The 20,019-nt window shown below is 68.2% G+C and carries 17 protein-coding genes; 15 read left to right on the top strand and 2 right to left on the bottom strand.

The annotated features are described in order from the left end of the window. Window positions 1-296: 296 nt before the first annotated feature. Together NVS83_RS15425 and NVS83_RS15420 are read right to left on the bottom strand one after the other, a co-directional pair. Window positions 297-1,796 (bottom strand): ATP-dependent nuclease, encoded by a 1,500-nt coding sequence (locus NVS83_RS15425; protein ID WP_258740108.1) that lies wholly within the window; start codon window positions 1,794-1,796, stop codon window positions 297-299. 515 nt (window positions 1,797-2,311) lie between these two features. Beyond that, window positions 2,312-3,139 (bottom strand): oxidoreductase, encoded by an 828-nt coding sequence (locus tag NVS83_RS15420; RefSeq protein ID WP_258740107.1) that lies wholly within the window; start codon window positions 3,137-3,139, stop codon window positions 2,312-2,314. A 75-nt stretch (window positions 3,140-3,214) separates the two neighbouring features. On the opposite strand from NVS83_RS15420, the gene NVS83_RS15415 reads away from it, so the two are divergent. From NVS83_RS15415 to NVS83_RS15345, 15 genes are all read left to right on the top strand, one after another. Continuing rightward, window positions 3,215-4,141 (top strand): AraC family transcriptional regulator, encoded by a 927-nt coding sequence (locus tag NVS83_RS15415; RefSeq protein ID WP_258740106.1) that lies wholly within the window; start codon window positions 3,215-3,217, stop codon window positions 4,139-4,141. 124 nt (window positions 4,142-4,265) lie between these two features. Beyond that, entirely contained in the window at window positions 4,266-4,607 is a 342-nt protein-coding gene (locus tag NVS83_RS15410) for an ArsR/SmtB family transcription factor (protein ID WP_258740105.1), read from the top strand. Continuing rightward, window positions 4,604-5,524 (top strand): SRPBCC family protein, encoded by a 921-nt coding sequence (locus tag NVS83_RS15405; RefSeq protein WP_258740104.1) that lies wholly within the window; start codon window positions 4,604-4,606, stop codon window positions 5,522-5,524. Before NVS83_RS15410 ends, NVS83_RS15405 begins: the two co-directional genes overlap by 4 nt. 347 nt (window positions 5,525-5,871) lie before the next feature. Next, window positions 5,872-7,860 carry a CocE/NonD family hydrolase gene (locus NVS83_RS15400; RefSeq protein ID WP_258740103.1) on the top strand — a complete coding sequence of 663 codons (1,989 nt, stop codon included), beginning with the start codon at window positions 5,872-5,874 and terminating at the stop codon, window positions 7,858-7,860. After that, the gene (locus tag NVS83_RS15395; RefSeq protein WP_258740102.1) at window positions 7,860-8,501 is read left to right on the top strand and encodes an ABC transporter permease; all 642 of its coding nucleotides are present in this window, start codon (window positions 7,860-7,862) and stop codon (window positions 8,499-8,501) included. The genes NVS83_RS15400 and NVS83_RS15395 overlap by 1 nt, the downstream gene beginning before the upstream one ends. Beyond that, the gene (locus NVS83_RS15390) at window positions 8,498-9,127 is read left to right on the top strand and encodes an ABC transporter permease (protein WP_258740101.1); all 630 of its coding nucleotides are present in this window, start codon (window positions 8,498-8,500) and stop codon (window positions 9,125-9,127) included. Before NVS83_RS15395 ends, NVS83_RS15390 begins: the two co-directional genes overlap by 4 nt. 11 nt (window positions 9,128-9,138) lie before the next feature. Then, the gene (locus NVS83_RS15385; protein ID WP_258740100.1) at window positions 9,139-10,068 is read left to right on the top strand and encodes an ABC transporter ATP-binding protein; all 930 of its coding nucleotides are present in this window, start codon (window positions 9,139-9,141) and stop codon (window positions 10,066-10,068) included. Between the two features lie 11 nt (window positions 10,069-10,079). Then, entirely contained in the window at window positions 10,080-12,140 is a 2,061-nt protein-coding gene (locus NVS83_RS15380) for a CocE/NonD family hydrolase (protein WP_258740099.1), read from the top strand. Next, on the top strand, window positions 12,137-13,048 hold the full coding sequence (locus tag NVS83_RS15375; RefSeq protein WP_258740098.1) for an ABC transporter substrate-binding protein: 912 nt from the start codon (window positions 12,137-12,139) through the stop codon (window positions 13,046-13,048). The genes NVS83_RS15380 and NVS83_RS15375 overlap by 4 nt, the downstream gene beginning before the upstream one ends. An 84-nt stretch (window positions 13,049-13,132) precedes the next feature. Beyond that, a complete protein-coding gene (locus tag NVS83_RS15370; protein WP_258740097.1) occupies window positions 13,133-13,924 on the top strand; it encodes a nitrilase-related carbon-nitrogen hydrolase in 792 nt (263 codons plus the stop codon). Between the two features lie 99 nt (window positions 13,925-14,023). Beyond that, window positions 14,024-14,578 (top strand): DUF1993 domain-containing protein, encoded by a 555-nt coding sequence (locus tag NVS83_RS15365; protein ID WP_258740096.1) that lies wholly within the window; start codon window positions 14,024-14,026, stop codon window positions 14,576-14,578. A gap of 206 nt (window positions 14,579-14,784) precedes the next feature. After that, a complete protein-coding gene (locus NVS83_RS15360; protein WP_258740095.1) occupies window positions 14,785-16,122 on the top strand; it encodes an MmgE/PrpD family protein in 1,338 nt (445 codons plus the stop codon). Continuing rightward, entirely contained in the window at window positions 16,119-17,708 is a 1,590-nt protein-coding gene (locus NVS83_RS15355; protein WP_258740094.1) for an FAD/NAD(P)-dependent oxidoreductase, read from the top strand. Before NVS83_RS15360 ends, NVS83_RS15355 begins: the two co-directional genes overlap by 4 nt. Beyond that, window positions 17,695-18,873 carry an NAD(P)/FAD-dependent oxidoreductase gene (locus tag NVS83_RS15350; RefSeq protein WP_258740093.1) on the top strand — a complete coding sequence of 393 codons (1,179 nt, stop codon included), beginning with the start codon at window positions 17,695-17,697 and terminating at the stop codon, window positions 18,871-18,873. Before NVS83_RS15355 ends, NVS83_RS15350 begins: the two co-directional genes overlap by 14 nt. A gap of 93 nt (window positions 18,874-18,966) precedes the next feature. Further along, window positions 18,967-20,007 (top strand): GlxA family transcriptional regulator, encoded by a 1,041-nt coding sequence (locus tag NVS83_RS15345; RefSeq protein WP_258740092.1) that lies wholly within the window; start codon window positions 18,967-18,969, stop codon window positions 20,005-20,007. Window positions 20,008-20,019: the final 12 nt, after the last annotated feature.

Genomic DNA, 20,019 nt, shown 5'->3' with positions numbered 1-20,019 from the left:
TAAACTCGTAGAACAGCGCCTCCTGCGCCCCCATTCGCTCGCCCATCATCGGCCTGTCCTCCATCCCTGAGGACAACTGAATCAGGACTTCGAGCCCGCAGCAACATCGACTTTTTCAACGGAATCGACCCAATTCCGGACACTCAGAGGTAGCGATCGGCTTCCCGAAAGCTGCCACCGCACTTTCGTCGGGACTGGTTGGAATGGACCTGCCATAAGCGGCCCACCCGTTGCCTGCCGATCGCCGCTTGGTGCAGGGGCGTCGATGCCAAGGTCAAGTGGGCAACGGCAAGGTCTTACACGAGACCGCCGAGCAGACTCATAAAGGTGGCTTTGTGCGCGGGCCAAGACGATGTGGCAAAAACTCCAGACAGTTTCTCTCTGATCACATCGTCGGTTCCTTGGGTGCGCGTCTTCAGATACTCCGTCATCTCCTCGACAATGGCTTTCGCTGCCCTCCTCTGGAGGGAGGCTGTCAAAGTTGTGTCGTATTTCAAGATAATGTTTCTTACCTGCAGCAGATTGTCTCGAAATCTTTCGCGCAGCTTCTGTTCGAAGGCCATAGGATTGCTGGCCGCATACTCCATCAATCCAACCTCGGGAGTGAACGGCAGAAACGCGATCTGCTTCTTCAGCTCATCGTATTTGGCCAGCTTGGAATGATTGTTCGCTTTTCTCCAAGCCGAAATCACCTCACTTGAAACGTCATTGTCGAGCACGGCCATTTGCTTGACCGAAACCGGAAGCACGGAACGATTGCGGTCCAAGAATCCGATCACTTCGTTGAACCCTCCCACGGGCACGATCTTTGCCGATGGACGAAGAGTGGGATCGGTGTATTTCTCGTTTACGAAAAGCTCGTAGAACGAGTTCAAGAAATCTCTGGCGAGGAGATCTTCCACGTATAGCATGATATCGGGAAGGGCCTCCTCGTCCGATGCGATGTTGCCAATGGCGTATGTCGGGAAGCAACCCACGATCGGTCTGATCTCGCCGTCGTCCTGCTTCTCCAGATAAATGATGCGAGAGCGGTCGATCGTCTTGAGCAGGGTAACCGAGTGGGTCGAGAAGATCACCGTCAGCGATTTGGCTTTGGCTTGCTGCTCAAGATAGCGCAGCAGTTCCACCTGCGCGCGCGGGTGGAGGGCCATCTCCAGCTCGTCCACGATAATCATGCTGTTGTTAGCAACGTTCTTCAACAAACGCAGCAGTTTTAGAACGCACAGCTCCCCAAGGCTGAAGTGCTTTTCCGAGTGATAGGTTTGGGGTGACGTGCCCAAGGACAACACAAAGGCATCATTGCCGATGCCCCGGGAGAGATTGATCGAGCGCAGATTCGAGAATTTGTCGGTCTGGAAGATCTGGTTGGCCGCGGCGATAATTTGCTTGTCGACGGTTTTGATGTGTCGCGTGTCGAAGTCCTCGGGCCTCGGCGTTATGCGATCCGCCGTTGCACCAATGTAGGTGACCGAAGAATACCCGAAGCTATTGAACATATGCGACGCGCTGCGGGGCCGTGGGGTCCAACGCTCGCCCCGATAGGCGTACTCGACCGTGGATCCATTGACTTCGTAAGTCACAGTTCCCGTTGCGTGGTTGTCGAGGCGATTTGAACGCAGGGACGATGGGAAATGTACGGGAAAAGCATTGCGATTTCCCAATCGCCGAATGCAGGCTAGCAGCGAGGTCTTTCCCGCTCCATTGGCTCCGGTTAGCAGCCACACGCCTCGATCGGGAATGGAGAATTTCAAGCGCTGAATATTGCGCAGATTGCAGATTTCGATCGAGCCAGGCATCCGTCCCCCAAACGACGTTCGAAGTCGATAAAAGCATTCATAGCTGCAAGTCTGACAAGAGTGCTAGAGTGATTTGCGCCCTCCGCATAGGGCGACGACCCTCCGACCCGGAGGTTACAATCGTAACAGTTATTCGGTTCGTTCGTGCTTTAGCTGTTCTCCTTGAACTAAGGCTAGCGTCTTTGGTGGGCAGCTGGATCAAGGGTTTGCCGTCAATGCGCAGCGAATTTATTCGGTTTTGGAGCAGCGAGCCCTAGCGGCTCACTATGGCCGCTATCTCAGCACGGAAACTAAATACCGGACAGTCCGCTTCCCACCCCACTGTAGTCATTCGATCTTTCCCCCAATTTTGAAGGGCTATGGCGTACTTATAGTTCTCCGTTTTTTCGTCTTCGTCCCGCCATTCGCCGCTCATTGCCCTCTCCACTACGACAGAGCCGCCGATTCCCGCCCACGCACCCGTGGACGGGATGAACCGCGTGACGGCGCCGGCCATGCGCCCCTCCGCAAAACCCTCAGCCGTCCGTCGAAACGGTGAGTGCCTCCCACGCCGCGATTTCCTGCTTCAGCCGTTCGATCCGGTCCGACACCAGCTTTAGCGCGTCGCTGCCGAGCAGGAGCTGGGGCGGCGGGTTGTCGGAGTCGACCAGATCCAGCACCGCTGCGGCGAGCTTGTCGGGGTCGCCGAGCTGCTTGCCGCTCTTGGCCTGGCGCGCCTGCCGGATCGGGTCGAACAGCGGGTCGTAATCGGCGATGGACCGCTCGGTTCGGACCATCGAGCGCCCGGCCCAGTCGGTGCGGAAGGAGCCGGGGCACAGCGCCGTCACATGGACGCCGAACGGCGCCATCTCCGCGCGCATGACTTCTGAGATGCCCTGAAGGGCGAACTTGCTGCCGCAGTAATAGGCGATGCCGGGCATGGTGATCATGCCGCCCATCGAGGTCACGTTGACGATGAATCCGCGGCGCCGCTCGCGGAACCGCGGCAGGAACGCCTTGGCGACGGCGACGGCGCCGAAGACGTTCACGTCGAACTGCTTTCGCATCTCCTCAAGGGGCGATTCCTCGAGGATGCCCTCGTGGCCGTAGCCGGCATTGTTGATCAGCACGTCGACCGGGCCGTGATCTTCCTCGGCCTGCCGGACGATGTCCGCGATCCGGTCGAATTCCGTCACGTCGCACAGGACCGGCCGCGCTTCCGGTAGGCGTTCGGCGAGATCGGCCCGCGATTTCGGCGAGCGGACGGCGGCGATGACAGTGTGGCCGCTGCGGCTGGCCGCGGCCGCGATTGCGAATCCGAAGCCGGAATTCGCGCCGGTGATGAAGAAGGTCTTGGGTGCCATGCTGGCGTCTCCTGTTGATCGCTGCCTGGCATTGATCAATAATATCCGATGGAGCGCATATCGACCGCTGAAACTATGAGTGTCTTGTCGAATCCTATGAAGATGGAGCAGGCCTCGGCGCCGCGCCGCGAGCTGGTGGAGCTGGCCGGGCGCCTGGCTTCCCGCGAGGGATACAATGCGACGTCGCTTCAGGGCGTGCGCATTCTCAGGACCGAGGCGGTGCTTCACGACGTTCCCGTGCTCTACAAGCCGGGGGCGGTCTTCGTGCTGCAGGGCAGCAAGCGGGGGATGCTCGAAGGCGAGGTCTATCGCTATGACGAGGAGCACTATCTGGCCGTCTCGGTGCCGGTCCCGTTCCGGATGGAATCGCTCGCCAGCCCCGAACGGCCGCTGCTCGCGGTCTATGTCGACTTCGACATGCGGCTCGCCGCCGAGATCGCCGCCCGGACCAGCGGGCGGGCAGTGGCTGGCCGGGCGAAGAGCCTGACATCGAGCCGGATGGAGCCGGGAATCGAGGATGTGGTGCTGCGCCTGCTGCGGGCTCTGCGCGATCCGGTCGAGATCGAGGTGCTCGGCGCGGGCCTCTTGAGGGAGCTGCATTACCGGGTGCTGGTCGGCCCGCAGGGCGGGGCGATGATCGCGGCGCTGCAGCAGCGCGGGCCTTCCGGGCGCATCGTGCAAAGCATCGCGCGCCTGCGCGAACACCACGCGGCGGGGATTTCGGTCGCGGAGCTGGCGAGCGAGGCGGGCATGAGCGTCCCCTCCTACCACGTCCACTTCAAGGCCCTGACGGGCAGTACGCCGATTCAGTACGTCAAGGCGATGCGGCTCCACGAGGCGCGGCTGATCATCGCCCGCCGGGACAGGACGATCGCCGACGTCGCCGCATCGGTCGGCTATGCCAGCCCGGCCCAGTTCAGCCGCGACTTCAAGCGGCACTTCCGGCGCACCGCCTCGGAAGAGGCCGAATGGGTGCGCCGGCATCTCGGCGAGCTTCCCTGAAATCGTGAGAGATGCGCGTCCCGGCATGGCGGCCAGTCCATGGTCCACCCGCCTTGCCGCCGACACTTAGCCGATCGGCAAAGTTTTCCTTGCGCCGGCGATGCGGCGGATGATAGTTAGCGACATGGCTAAGCATCATCCGGAACTTTCGCTGCTCTTCCATGCCCTGGCCGACACCACCCGCCGCTCCATCCTGGCGCGGCTGGCGGAGGGACCGGCGCGGGTCACCGACCTGTCGGAGCCCACCGGCCTGAGGCTGCCCACGGTGATGCGGCATCTCTCGGTGCTGGAGGAGGCGGGTCTGATCGCCACCTCCAAGGACGGGCGGGTGCGCACCTGCGCCATCGTGCCGGCGGCGCTGGAGCCGGCGCGGACATGGCTCGACGAGCAGCGGGCCGTGTGGGAATCCCGCCTCGACCGGCTGGAGGCTTTTGCGATCAAGGCAGCGAAGGAGCGCGCGAAATGACGTCGAACTTCAATCCGGACGCAATGCCGGCGGCGCGCGGCGCCGAGGGCCGCTTCGCGACGCTGACCTTCGAGCGGGAGGTGGCCGCGCCATTGCCGACGCTGTGGCAGGCGTGGACGGCCCCGGCCGCGCGGGCGGTCTGGTCCGCGCCCACCCCCTCCGTCACCGTGGAGTTCCTGGAGGCCGACACCCGGGTCGGCGGGCGCGAGGTCTCGCTGTGCAAGGTCGAGGGTCAGCCGGACATATGCTGCGAGTGCGGCTGGCTCGCATTGCAGCCGGGGCAGCGCAGCGTGAACTACGAAGTGCTCGCGTCGGAGGGCGCGACCCTGTCGGCCGCGCTGGTGACGGCCGATTTTTCCGGCGCCGGCGAGCGCAGCCGTCTGGTCGTGACGGTGCAGCTTTCCGCGCTGGCCGCCGACATGGAGGCCGGCTACCGGCAGGGGTTCGGCGCGGGGCTGGACAATCTCGCCGGCGTGGCGGCGCGGACCATGGTGCTGGAGCGGGTGATCCGCGCGCCGCGGAGCATCGTCTGGAACACGTGGATGAACCCCGAGACGCTGCCGCGATGGTGGGGGCCGGACGGGTTCTCCTGCCGCACCAAGAGGATCGACCTGCGGGCAGACGGCGAATGGGTGTTCGACATGATCGGGCCGGACGGTACGGTGTTCACGAACCACCATCGCTACCACGAGGTCCGGCCCGAGGAGAGGATCGGCTACGCGCTGCTCTGGGGCGAGAACGGGCCGAAGCACGCCGACGCCTGGGCCTCGTTCGAGGATGAGGGCGGGGCGACCAGGGTGACGCTGGGCATGGTGTTCAGCACCGAGGCCGAGTTTCAGACGGCGAAGGGATTCGGCGCGGTGGAACTGGGCCAGCAGACGCTGGGCAAGCTGGAGCGGTTCATCGAGACCCGATGAACGCCGGAGGGCCGGTCGCCGGCTTCGAACGGGGAGGGCTGCGGCGCGTCCCTGCCTCTCTGCTCCATCGCCCCCCACGCGCGGCAGGTACCGGCCTTCGGGATCGTCCTGCATGTGCGCGGCACGGCCGGCCCCGCACTCGCGAGCGTTACCGGTCTCGCGTCCCCGACCCTGCGCCGCCACACCCTATGCCCGCAAATTGTGCGGCGGCGCACTCTGCCCATGTGCCGGGCGCGGGAGGGATGCCTCTGTCGTCAATCTGACGTCTTAAGTCGGATACGTGGCTCCCGCGTGCCGTATGGCGTGTATCAGTGGGCAACGCCGCCACCGATACCCGACAGGACGCCATGCCCGCCGAAGAGACCCTCTGGATCGTCCTCAAAGATGGCTGCCGCCTGGCCGCGCGCCTCTGGCTGCCGGAGGGTGAGGGCCCGGTTCCGGCGGTGCTCGAGTATCTTCCCTACCGGCGGCGCGACCGTCATCGCGGCGACGACGCCATCCTGCATCCGGGCCTCGCCGCCGCCGGTTACGCGGCGATCCGCGTCGACATGCGCGGCTCGGGCGATTCCGACGGCACGATGGACGACGAATACACCCCGCAGGAACGGGCGGACGCGAACGAGGTGATCGCCTGGATCGCGGCCCAGCCCTGGTGCTCGGGCGCGGTCGGTCTGATCGGCCTTTCCTGGAGCGCATTCAACGCGCTACAGATCGCCGCCACCCGGCCGCCGGCGCTGAAGGCCATCGTCACCACCTGCGGCTCCGACGACCGCTTCGCCGACGACATGCACTATATGGGCGGCGCGCTGCTGAACGATAATCTGCAGTACGGCTCGACCCTGTTCACCTGGCTCGCGCCCCCGCCCGATCCGGAGATCGTCGGCGAACGCTGGCGCGCGATGTGGCTCGATCGCATGAATGCGATCAGCGAGCCGCCGGCCGCGCGCTGGATGCGCCACGCCGACCGCGACGCCTACTGGCAGAGCGGCTCGGTATGCGAGGACTATGCCCGCATCGAGGTGCCGGTGCTCGCCGTCGGCGGCTGGGCGGACGGCTACACCAACGCGGTGCACCGGCTGCTGAGCCATCTCTCCGGCCCGCGCAAGGGCGTGATCGGCCCCGGCGGCCACGCCTATTCGCATGTCGCCACTCCCGGTCCCGGCTTCGATTTCATCGGCCTCGCGGTGCGCTGGTTCGACCGCTGGATGAAGGGCGTCGACAACGGCGTCGAGGCCGAGCCGATGCTGACCGCGTGGATGCAGGACTATGAGCCGCCCCGCCCGCAATATGAGCGGCGGGCCGGCCGCTGGATCGCGGAGGCGCATTGGCCGAGCGCCAATGTCGAGACCCGCACGTTCAATCTCGCCGCCGGCGCCCTGCGGGCCGAGGCCGGCGCGCCTTTCGCTGCGAGTGTGAAGTCGCCGGCGACGGTCGGCCTCGCCTCGGGCGAGTGGTGCCCCTATGGCTGGGGGCCTGACATGCCCGGCGACCAGCGCGAGGACGATGCCGGCTCGGCCTGCTTCGACACCGCGCCGCTTGATGAGCCGGTCGAGGTCCTCGGCCGGCCCGAGGTGAAGCTGGTGCTGACGGTCGACCGGCCCGAGGCGGTGCTCGCCCTTCGCCTCAATGCGGTTGCGCCGGACGGCACCAGCGCCCGCGTCACCTACGGGCTGATCAATCTCGCGCATCGCGACGGCTTCGCGCACGGCAAGCCGCTGGTGCCCGGGAGCCACATCGAGGTGAGAGTGCCGCTCAAGGTGACCGGCTATCGCGTGCCTGCCGGCCACAGGCTGCGGCTCGCCGTCTCGACGCAGTACTGGCCGCTGACCATGCCGCTGCCGGTCGCGGCGACTGCGACCATTGAGCAATGCTCGCTCGCGCTGCCGGTGCGGCGCGGGGAGGGGGCCGAGGCGCCCGATCTCGGCGCGCCATGGTCGCCGCCGCCGCTGGAGACGGACGTGATCGAGGCGCCCGCGCGCGGCCGGCTCGCCATCACCCATGAGGTTGCGACCGGGCGCGCCACGGTCGAGGTGGTGCGCAATCTCGGCGCCATCCGCATCAGGGAGACCGGGCTCGAACTGCGCGCGCTCGGTAGCGAGACCTATTCGACCGTGCGCGACGATCCGGGCGAAGCCTCGTCCTTTGCCTTCCGCAAGGCCGAGTTCATCCGCGGCGACTGGCAGGCCCGCATCGAGACCCGCAGCACGCTGACCGCCACCGCGACCGGCTGGCGGCTCCATGCCGAATACGACGCCTACGACCATGGCGAGCGCATCTTCGCGCGGGAATGGACGATCGAGACGCCGCGCGCCGGCATGTCGGGGGACGGGGTCTGATGGGCCTCTATGATTTCCTGACCAGCCGCTGGGAGGACATCCTCGCCGTGTCCTGGTGGCACCTGCGGCTGTCGCTGATGGCGGTCGGGCTGGCGCTCGGCATCGGCCTGCCGCTCGGCATCCTCAGCCACATGAACCGGCTGGTGGCGACGCTGGTGCTGAACACGGTGAGCATCATCTACACCGTGCCGACGCTGGCGCTGTTCGGCCTGATGATCCCGCCGCTCGGCATCGGCGTGGTCCCGGCGATCGTCGCGGTGGTGCTCTATTCGCTGCTGCCGGTGGTGCAGAACACCTATACCGGCCTCGCCAATATCGACCCGAACCTCAACGAGGTCGCCGTCGGCATGGGCATGGGACGGCTGACCCGGCTGGTGCGGGTCGAACTGCCGCTCGCCCTGCCGGTGATCTTCGCGGGACTGCGGGTGGCGGTGGTCAACGCGATCGGCATGGTCACGCTCGCCTCGCTGATCGCGGCCGGCGGGCTCGGCGACTTCATCTTCCGCGGCATCTCCATCATGTCGTGGAACCTGGTGATCGCCGGCAGCGTCCCGGTGCTGGCCATGGCGCTCGGCGCCGACTGGCTGCTGAAGCTCGCCGAGCAGCGCCTCTCCCGCTCGCGGGAGGTGACCGCGCCATGAGCTTCGCGGACTATATCGACATCTTCGGCGACAACATCCTGTACCTCCTGGAACAGCACGTGATGCTGTTCGCCATCGCGCTGACGGCGGCGATCGCGCTCGGCGTGACGCTTGGCACGCTGATCCACCGCATACGCTGGCTCGGCGCGCTGATCGTGCCGGTGGTGAACGTCCTGCAGGCGTGCCCGGAGATCGTGCTGCTGGCGCTGTCGATCCCGTTCCTCGGCATCGGCATTTCCGGCGCGCTGATCCCGCTGTTCGTGAAGGGCGTGCTGCCGATCCTGCGCAACACGGCGAGCGGCCTCGCCTCCATCGATCCGCGCATGATCGAGGCGGCGCGCGGCATGGGCATGTCCTCGTCGCAGATCCTGCTGCGGGTAGAGGCGCCGGCGGTGCTGCCGGTGGTCATCGCCGGCGTGCGGGTCTCGGCGGTGATGCTGGTCTCGGTGCTGACGCTCACCGCCTATATCGGCGTCGACAGCCTCGGCACGTTGATCCTGCAGGGCATTTCCCGCATGGACACGACGCCGCTCCTCATCGGCTCCGGGCTCACCGCGCTGCTCGCCGTCACCGTCAACTACCTGCTGTTCGGGCTGGAGCGTTTCGCCAGCCGGCGCGTATCATAGGAGGCGCGCAGATGGCGCTTCAGGTCGAATTCCGCGAGGTCACGAAGGAGTTCCCCGGCAACCCGCCGGCGGTGGACCGCCTGTCGCTGACCATCGAGGCGGGCAGCATCCTCGCGCTCGTCGGGCCGTCCGGCTGCGGCAAGACGACGACGATGAAGATGATCAACCGTCTCATCGAGCCGTCGAGCGGCGAGATATTCCTCGGCGACCGGCCGATCTCTCACATGCCGCTCAAGGAGCTGCGGCGGATGATCGGCTACGTCATCCAGTATGTCGGGCTGTTCCCGCATATGAGCGTGGCCGAGAACATCGCCATCGTGCCGAGGCTGCTCGGCTGGAACAAGGCCCGCATCGACGCGCGCATCGACGAGTTGCTGGCGCTGGTCGGCCTGCCGGCGGAGCACCGCGCGCGGTTTCCGCGCAGCCTTTCCGGCGGCCAGCAGCAGCGGGTCGGCGTCGCCCGCGCGCTCGCCGCCGATCCGCCGGTGCTGCTGATGGACGAGCCGTTCGGTGCGCTCGATCCGATCACCCGGGTGCGCATCCAGGACGAGCTGCTGGCGATCCAGAGCAAGGTGCGCAAGACCATCGTCATCGTCACCCACGACATGGACGAGGCGGTCCGTCTCGGCGACAAGGTGGCGGTGCTGCGCGCGGGCCGGCTGGTCCAGCACGAGACGCCGGTCGACATCCTGCGCCACCCGAAGGACGGCTTCGTCGCCGAGCTCATCGGCCATGACCGGCTGGTGAAGCTGCTGAGCACGCTGCCGGTCTCCTCCGCCATGACCGACGCGCCCGCCAGCGCGGGAGCACCGGCCATCGAGGGCGGCGCGACGCTGGAGGCCGCCTTCCTGCGCATGCTCGACACCGGCCACGACGCGCTCGCGGTCGAGGGCGGCGGCAGCCTGCACATACGCGACCTGCTTCGCGCGAGCACCGGCTGAGGACCGCGAGGATGCAACAGGCCGCGGCTCCCCACGATGTCGACTGCCGACGCCATGTCTGGATCCCGATGCCGGACGGCGTGCGCCTCGCCGCGCGGCTCTGGTTGCCGGCCGGGCACGAGGGGCCGGTGCCGGCGATCGTCGAGTACATCCCCTACCGCAAGTCCGACGCCATGTCGGGGCGCGACCAGCGCGTGCATCCCTTCTTCGCCGGGCACGGCTATGCGGCGCTGCGCATCGACATAAGGGGCTCGGGCGATTCCGAGGGGCTGCTGACGGACGAATACACCGCGCAGGAGCAGGCGGACGCGCTGGCGGCGCTGGAATGGATCGCCGCCCAGCCCTGGTGCGACGGGCGCATCGGCATGATGGGCATCTCGTGGGGCGGCTTCAACGCGCTGCAGGTCGCCGCGCTGCGCCCGCCGGCGCTGAAGGCCATCATCACCGTCGGCTCGACCGACGACCGCTACGCCGACGACGTGCACTACATGGGCGGCTGTCCGCTGAGCGCCAACCTCACCTGGTCGCAGACCTTCTTCGCCGATCTCTCGCGGCCGCCCGATCCCGAGGTGGTCGGCGAGCGCTGGCGGCAGATGTGGCTGGAGCGGGTCGACAACGCGCAGCTTTTCATCGCCGAATGGACCCGCCACCCGCTGCGCGACGCCTATTGGCGCCACGGCTCCGTGTGCGAGGATTTCGCGCGCATCGACGTGCCGGTGCTCGCGGTCGGCGGCTGGTCGGATTCCTACACCAACGCCGTCCTCCGGCTGGTTTCCGGCCTTCCCGGCCGCTGCAAGGGGCTGATCGGCCCGTGGGGGCACGACTATCCCCATCTCGCCGTTCCCGGCCCGCAGGTCGACTTCCTCGGCGAGGCGCTGCGCTGGTGGGACCGCTGGCTGAAGGGCGTCGATACCGGGGTGGAAGGCGAGCCGGCGCTGCGCGTCTGGCTGCAGGACGAACTGCCGGCCGACCCCGCCCATCTGTCGCGGCGCGGCCGCTGGGTCGGCTTCGACGCCTGGCCCTCGCCGGACACGACCGAGCGGCGCCTGTTCCTCGGCAGGGTCGGCCTCGCGGACATGCCGCCGCCGGCCACTGAGCTCCGCCATCTGAGCCCGCTCGACAACGGCTTCGGCGCGGGGGAGTGGTGCGCCTATGGCGTCGCCGCCGACCAGCCGACCGACCAGCGCGAGGATGACGGGCGCTCGCTGTGCTTCGACACCGTACCGCTCGACGCGGAGCTGGCGGTCATCGGCCGGCCGGTGCTCGCCCTCGACCTCTCGGTCGACCGCCCGTGCGCCATGGTTGCCGTGCGGCTGAACGATGTCGCGCCCGACGGCGTCTCGTCGCGGGTCAGTTACGGGCTTCTCAACCTCAACCACATCGAGGGGCACGAGCGCTTCGTCGCGCTGGAGCCGGGGTGGCGCTACCGGGTCGAGATCGGGCTGAACGACATCGCCCATCGCTTCAAGGTCGGCCACCGCATCCGCCTCGCCGTGTCGACCTCCTACTGGCCGACCGCCTGGCCCGCGCCCGAGCCGGCGACGCTGAGCCTCTTCACCGGCGCCAGCGCGCTGCGCCTGCCGGTCTGGCAGCCCGGCGCCGGCTCGCGGTTCCTGCCCGACATGGACCCGCCGCAGGCGCCGCCGCCCGAGCCGCGCACCACGACGCGCGCGGGAAGCTTCCGCCGCGAGCTGTCCTCCGAGCTCGTCTCCGGCACCCGCCGCATGCATGTGCGGCTCGACTATGGGGACGAGCGGATCGAGCCCAGCGGCATGGTGATCGGCCGCATCAACGACGAGACCTACGACGTCGAGGCCGGCGATCCGCTTTCCGCGCGCATCGAGACCGGCTGGACCATGACGATGGCGCGCGGCGACTGGTCGGTCCGCACCGAGAGCCTCGCGCGCATGAGCGGCGATGCCGACAGCTTCCACCTCACCGCGAGGCTCGACCTGTTCGAGGGAGAAAGCCTCGCCAAGACAAGAACATGGGAGGTCACGATTCCACGCGAAGGCAGGCTCAATCACGACGCGGGCAACAGCGTCTCACATCCAGAGGAAAAGAACGCATGACACGGCTCTTAACCCGCCGCGCCGTCTGCGCCGCTGCCGCGGCGACGCTGGCGCTCACCACCATCTCCGCCTCCAAGGCGAAGGCGGAGGAACCCATCAAGATCGGCTGGCCGAACATCACCGAGCAGGCCATGCTCGGCATCATGGCGGCGCTGGTGATCGAGAAGAAGCTCGGCCTGCCGGTCGAACGCTTCCCCAATCTCGGCGGCACCGGCATCGCGCAGCAGGCGATCATCTCCGGCGCCATCGACGTGCTGCCGGACTACACCGGCGACGCGCTCGCCAACGTCCTCAAGAAGGACCCGATCACCGATCCGAAGAAGGCGTACGAGACCGTCCGCGACGCCTACAAGGACACGTACAAGATCACCTGGCTGTCCCCGACCAGCTTCAACAACACCTATGCGCTGGCGCTGAAGGAGGACAAGGCCAAGGAGCTCAAGATCAAGACCATCTCCGATCTTGCGCCCTACGCGCCCAAGTGGACGCTCGGCTCGTCGGTCGAGTTCGCCGCGCGCCCGCTCGACGGCTATCCGGGCATGAGCAAGCATTACGGCTTCAAGTTCGGCTCCATCAAGCCGATGGAGATCGGGCTGATGTACACGGCGATCGACAGCGGCTCAGTCGACGTCATCGTCGCCTTCGCCACCGATGCGCGCATCGGCAAGGTCGGCCTCGCCGTGCTCGACGACGACAAGCTGTTCTTCCCGGCCTACAACGCCGCCATCACGGTGCGCGACGACGTGCTCGCCAAGCACCCGGAAATCGGTCCGGCGATCGAGGCGGTCACCAACTCGCTCGACACCGCCACCCAGATCAAGCTCAACGGCCGCGCCGATATAGACGGTGTGGACGTCGAGAAGGTGGCCGAGGACTATCTGAAGGAAAAGGGCTTCATTCCGAAGTGAGGCAAGGCGCCCGCCGCATCGGGTGATGCCATCCATCGGGCCGGGGCCTCACGGGCCCCGGCCCCTTGCGTTGAGGGACGGAACATGACGGACGAGCTGCGCGTCGCGGTGGCGCAGATGGGCACGCCGCCGGAAAGCCATGACGAGGCCATCGCCATGCTGGAGCGCGCCGTCGCCGGTGCGCCCGAGGCCGGGCTGATCGTGCTGCCCGAGCTCGCCCTCTGCGGCTATGGCGACGCCGAGCGGGTGCGCCGGCTCGCCGTCGCGCAGGATTCTCCCTTCATCGGACAAGTCCGCGACCTCGCCCGCCGGGCGGGGAAGGGTTTCATCGCCGGCTATGCCGAGCAGGCCGGGGAGGCGCGCTATAATTCGGCGCTCGCTATCGGGCCCGATGGGGCGATCCGCGGCAATTATCGCAAGGTCAATCTCTGGGGGCCGCATGAGCGCGGCCTGTTCGCGCCCGGCCGGCCGTCACCCGTGATGGAATGGGGCGCGCTGAAGCTCGGCCTGCTGATCTGCTACGACCTCGAATTCGCCGAAGCCGCGCGCGACCTCGCGCTGCGCGGCGCCGACACGCTGGTCGTCATCAGCGCGACCAGCCATCCCTACACCGTAGTGCCCGAGGCGCTGGTGCCCGCACGCGGCTACGAGAACGGCTGCCATGTCGTCTACGCCAATGCCGCCGGTCCCGACGCGACGTTCGATTTCATCGGCATGAGCCGGATCACCGCGCCGGACGGCTCGGTGCTCGCCGCCGCGTCCGGCGCGGAGCCGGCCATCGTCGAGGCCGCCGTGAAGCGCGCCACCGTCGATGCCTGGCGGTCCGGCCACGACTATCTCGCCGACCGCCGTTCGGACCTTTACCGGCTGGGGTGACGATCCCGCCATCCTGGCCCAGGCGCAGCGAAGACGCACAGCCCGCCGGCCGGATGTTCTCGGCGCATGCAGTTGCGGCCGTCACGCTGGCCGCTCACAATGATCCACATTGCGCGCGATAGGCAGGCGATGCGGACATCACTCTACGACCTCAGCGTGCCGACCTTCCTGCAGACCGTAAGAGCCGTCGGAGGCTTTCTCGGCCGCGCGGCAACGCACTTTGCGGATGCCGGAGTCGATCCCGACGATGTCGTGAACACCCGCCTCTTCGACGACATGGCACCGTTCCATTTCCAGATCGAAGCGGCGTGGCATCATTCGGTGTGGGGCGTCGAGGCCCTCAGGACCGGCGCCTTCGCCCCTCCTGCCCTGGTCGGACCCGTTCCCTTCGCTGACCTTCAGGCGATGATCGGCAAGGCGGAAACGGCGCTGGAGGCGTTCGTGCCCGAAGAGATCGACGGTTGCGCGGGCAGGTATCTGGACCTCCAGATCGGTCCACGGCGGCTCGCCTTCACGCCGGAGACCTTCATCCTTTCCTTCTCCCTGCCGAACGTCCATTTCCACGCCGTCACCGCCTACAACATCCTGCGCATGCGAGGCGTGCCGCTCGGCAAGCGTGACTACGAGGGTCGGCTGCGCACCATTTCGTTCTGAGCCGATGTTCGGTCCGGCATGGCCTGCCTCACGAAAGGGTAGGGGCGATTCAGCACAGCGCGTAGCCACGGAGCGGGAGCGGATGTCGCGTTCCTGATTGCGCTCGTCGCAAAATCGAGGGTGGCGCAGCGCGCGTCCGTTGCAAGGATGAGGATGTGCCGGGCCAGGGCGGATGCGCCGATGGCCGGTCGTCCAAAGGCGACATCATGAACGTCCAGAACTTCATCCATGAGCTGAGCTATTCCGACCTGCCGGCTCCCGTCGCGGCGCTCGCGCGGCGCTGCCTGCTCGACCTCGTCGGCGTCGCCGCGAGCGGACGCCGCACCGAGCTGGCGCGCATCGTCACCAACAACGCGGCGCGCCATTTCGGTGCCGGCGAGGGGCGCGGCGCGCGCATGATCTTCGACGGCCGGCGGGTCTCGCCGGTGGGGGCCGCCTATGCCGGCGCCTCGCTCATCGATTCCTTCGACGCCCATGACGGCCACGCCCTGACCAAGGGCCATGCCGGCGTCGCCATCCTGCCCGCCCTGCTCGCCTTCTGGGAGGGCGAGAACCTCGCCCTTGACGACCGCGAGGTGCTGACCTCGATCGTCATCGGCTACGAGATTGCGACGCGCGCCGGCATCGCGCTCCATGCCAGCGCCTGCGACTATCACACCTCCGGCGCCTGGAACTCGCTCGCCTGCGCCGCGCTCGGCGCCCGGCTGATGAAGCTCTCATCGGCGCAGACGCGCGAGGCGCTCGGCACCGCCGAGTATCACGGGCCCCGCAGCCAGATGATGCGCTGCATCGACTACCCCACCATGCTGAAGGACGGCTCGGGCTGGGGTGCGCTGGTCGGCGTCTCCGCCGCCTATCTCGCCGCCGACGGTTTCACCGGCGCGCCGGCGCTGACCATGGAGGCGCCCGGGCAACAGTCGCTATGGGGCGACCTCGGCTCGCGCTGGATGATCCTCGAGCAGTACTTCAAGCCCTATCCGGTGTGCCGCTGGGCGCAGCCGGCGGTGGAGGCCGCCCGGCGCCTGATGGCCGAGCACGGCCTCACCGGCGCCGACATCGCCGATGTCGAGGTGAGGACCTTCGCCGAGGCGGTGCGCCTCGCTTCCGCCCGCCCGGCGACGACGGAGGAGGCGCAGTACAGCCTGCCGTTCCCGCTCGCCGCCATGATCCTGCGTGGGCGCATCGGCGCCGACGAGATTACCGGCGCCGGGCTGCGGGACGAGGAGGTGCTGAACCTCTCCGCCTCCATCCGGCTGGTCGAGGAGCCGGAGATCTGCGCCCGCTTCCCGGCCGAGCGCTTCGCCGTCGTCTCGCTCGGGACGCGCGACGGGCGCCGCTTCACCTCGGAATGGACCGAGGCGCATGGCGGGCCGGCCGATCCGCTCTCGGATGCGGAAATCGCCACCAAGTACCGGGCGCTCGCTGGCCGGCTCGGCGACAACCGGCGGCAGGCGATCGAGACGCTGGTCGCCGGCATGGGCACCGGCGCGCCGGCCGCGGACCTCGCCGAGCTGGTGCTGGAGCCGATCGGAGAGGCGGCATGACGCTCGACCCTCGCTCCGTCGCCGGCAAGACGCTCACCGTCGAGGGCCACGCCCAGCTTCTGGTCGTGGGGGCCGGTCCGGCTGGCCTCGCCGCGGCGATCGAGGGGGCGCGGCGCGGCCTGTCGGTGATGCTGGTCGACGAGAACCCGGTGCCGTTCGAGACCATGGGCGAGAGCGTGCCGCTGCATTTCGGCGGCCGGGTCGGCGGCGTCGCGCGCAACCGCAACGCCATGATGGAGGCGATGCTGGAGAGCGCGCCCGCCATCGCCGATGCCTTCGAGCTCGACATCGACGTGCGGCTCGGCACTGCCTGCTGGGGGCTCTATGTCAACGGTGCCAATCTCGGCTGGATGCCGGCGCCGCTCGCCGGCCTCGCCGACGAGGAGAACGGCACGCATCTCGTCAGCTTCGAGCGCGCCATCGTCGCCACCGGGCGGCGCGACATGGGTCTCGCCTTTCCCGGATGGGAGCAGCCCGGCGTCATGGGCGCGACCGCGGCGGTCCAGCTCGCGACGCGCTACGGCGCCCTCGAGGGTCGCCGCGCCGTCGTGCTCGGCACCACCGCCGAGGCGCTGCTGGCGGCGCTGTGCCTGCACGAGCGGGGCGTGGAGATCGCCGCCGTGATCGAGCAGGCGTCCGCGCCGGTCGGCCCGGCCGATCTGGTCGCGAAGCTGCGCGAGGCGGGGATCGAGCTGCGCTGCGGCGAGGTGGTGCGCGCGGTCGAGACCGGGCTCGATGGCGTGCGCGGCGCGCGCACCCGCGCGGGTACGCTCGCCTGCGATCTCATCGTGCTCGGCATCGGCGCGGTGCCGATGGTCGACCTGCTCGACGCCGCCGGCTGCCGTCTGGCCTTCCAGCCCGAACGCGGCGGCTTCACGCCGGTGCTCGACGCGGAGGCGCGCACCAGCGTCGACATCATCCAGGCGGTGGGCGACGTCGCGGGCATCTGGCCCGCCAAGAGCCGCGACGCCGCCATCGCCGAGGCCGAGGCGCGCCACGCGGTGGCCGCGGCGGCGGCCTCCCTCGGTCGGCCGGGCGAGGAGGCCACGCTCGCGCCGGAGCCCGGCGCGCCAGCCTACGACATCGGCGCCTACCGCAAGGACTGGGTGCGCGCGAGCATCATTGAGGCCGAGGGCGAGCCCTATGTCTGCCAGTGCGAGGAGGTCACCGCGCGGGAGATCCTCGAGGTCCGCCCGCCGCGCTATCTCGACTGGCAGGCGGCCGACAACCGAGAGCGTACGCTCGCCGCGATCCTCGGCGAGAGTCCGCCCAATCCCGACCAGGTCAAGCGCCTGACCCGCGCCGGCATGGGCCCGTGCCAGGGACGGCGCTGCCGCGAGCAGGTGCAGGCCCTGCTCGCCCTGCAGGCCGCCGTGCCGCTCGGCGCGGTGCCATTGGCCGGCTACCGCGCGCCGGTCCGCCCGCTGCCTCTCGCCGCCGCATCGCCGCATGCGGAAGACCCGGCCTTCGGCGAGCAGTGGGATTCCTGGTTCGGCATGCCCCGGCAGTGGGTGCCGTTCTGGGACGTCGACGAGGAATACACCGTGGCCAGCCTAGCTGTGGAAAAGCCCCATGCCAGCGAATGAGATCAGCGAGGCCGAGGGCGGCACTGGCGCGTCCGTGATCGTGGTCGGCGGCGGGGTGACAGGCCTCAGCGCCGCCTGGTGGCTGGCGCGCAGCGGCGTGGATGTGCTGGTGATCGAGAAGGGCATCGTCGGCTGGGAGGCCTCGGGCCGTAATGGCGGCGGCTGCTCGCACCACCATTCCCCGCTCTTCGCCGAAGAACAGCGGCTGTGGCCGTTGATGGACGAGCTGCTCGGCTACCCGACCGAGTTCCAGCCGAACCGCGTGCGCATCGCGCTCAACGAGAAGCAGCTCACGCTCTACAGCCGCGCGGTGGCGAACGCCCGCCATCAGGGCTTCCGCATCGACGAGATCGACGCGAAGCAGGTGCGCGAACTGGTGCCGCTGGCCGGCGACAACGTGTTCGCCGGGCACTACTACCATTTCGGCGGCCACGCCAACCCGCACCGCACCGTGCAGGCCTTCGCCTGGGCGCTGCAGGACCTCGGCGGCAAGGTGATGCAGCACACCGCCGTCACCGGCTTTGTCACCGAAGGCGGACGGGTGACCGCGGTCGAGACCGACCGGGGCCGCTTCGGCTGCGACCACCTCGTGATCGCCGCCGGCCCGCAGACCGGCCGGCTTGCCGCCATGCTGGGCGTCGACATCCCGATGAAGGTCGCGCGCGCGGAGATGATCGTCACCGATGCGCTGCCGCTGATGCCGATCGGCGGCGTCGACGGCAACGGCCTCTATGGCCGGCAGACGCTGCGCGGCAACCTCGCCTATGGCGGCGGCCCGCACGAATGGGTCGAGGCCGAGGAACTGCCCGGGCGCCGGCGCCCCACCACCCCGCTGATGCAGAACATCGGCAAGCGCGTCGCCGAGCTGCTGCCGCTCGCCGGCCATGTGAAGATCATCCGCAGCTGGGCCGGGCTGATCGAGAACACGCCCGACGGCAGGCCCGTGATCGACCGGCCCGAGGGCTGGAACAACCTGACGGTGGCCACGCTCTCGGGCGTCGGCTTCGGCCTGTCGCCGGCCAGCGGCCACGCGATCCAGCAGTTCGTGACCGACGGCGCCTGCTCCTTCGCCGACCTGTCGACGCTCCGCCTCGGCCGCTTCGCCAATCTGGAGCCCGACTGGGCGGCGCTTCAGGGCTGGCAGTCGATGTCGATGGCCTCCTGAAGATCAGATACCCGTCGCGATCATGTCGGTTTCGTTGCTTTGGTGACGTTTTCGAGCCATTCTAAACGCACCGCCTCCATCTCCGGTGCCGGCATGTTCTACGACGCGGTCGCCGAGCCGCTGACCTTCAGCTTCCTGCTGATCGAAAACCTCTCGATGATGAGCCTGTCCTCGGCCATCGAGCCATTGCGCTCGGCCAACCGGCTGATCGGGCGCGAGGCGTTTCGCTGGCGCCTGTGCAGCATCGACGGCGAGCCGGTGGTGGCCTCCAACGGCATCCGGCTCGACGCCGTGCCGGTAGACCAGGCTCTGGAGGGCTCGCATGCCATCTTCGTGTGCGGCGGCATGCGGATCGCGCCGAAGGATGTGAAGCGCTACCTCGCCGTGCTGCGCGGCGCGGCACGGCGCGGCATCGCGGTCGGCTCGCTCTCGACCGGCAGCTACCTTCTCGCCTGGGCCGGGCTGCTCGACGGCTATCGCTGCACCATCCACTGGGAGAACGGCGCCGCCTTCGAGGAGGATTTCCCGAAGGTGATCGCGACCGGCAAGATCTACGAGATCGACCGCGACCGGATGACCTGCTCGGGCGGCACGGCGGCGATGGACATGATGCTGCACGTCATCGCCGATCGCTACGATCCCGACCTCGCCCAACGCGTGGCCAACCAGTTCCACCATGAGCGCATCCGCGACGCCAATGACGAGCAGCGTGGCGGCCGGCTGCGGCGCGTGGGCAGCCTGCCGGCGCCGCTCCAGCGCACGGTGCAGACCATGCAGCGCAACCTCGAGATGCCGGTCAGCGTCGGCGAGCTGGCGCAGGCGGCCGGCCTCAGCCCGCGCCAACTCGAGCGGCTGTTCAACCAGCATCTCGGTATGACGCCGGCGCGCTACTACCTCTCGCTGCGGGTCGACCGGGCCCGCGAACTGCTGATCTACACCAGCCAGCCGATCCTCGAGATCGCGGTCGCGGTCGGCTTCGCCTCGACCTCGCATCTCGGCCAGTGGTTCAAGCGCATCTACGGCATGCGCCCGAGCGAACTGCGCGAACGCGCGGGCCGGCGGCAGGCGGGGCAGGGCGACGTCGCCTCCCTTTCGCCCGCTGTCGCATTCGGGACGGACCCCGGCCGCGGATAGTCGGATAATAGC

Origin of the sequence: Ancylobacter mangrovi (assembly GCF_024752335.1) — a bacterium.
GTDB lineage: Bacteria > Pseudomonadota > Alphaproteobacteria > Rhizobiales > Xanthobacteraceae > Ancylobacter > Ancylobacter mangrovi.
The sequence above is the reverse complement of the archived record's forward strand: the minus strand, read 5'-3'. Positions and strand labels throughout refer to the sequence as shown.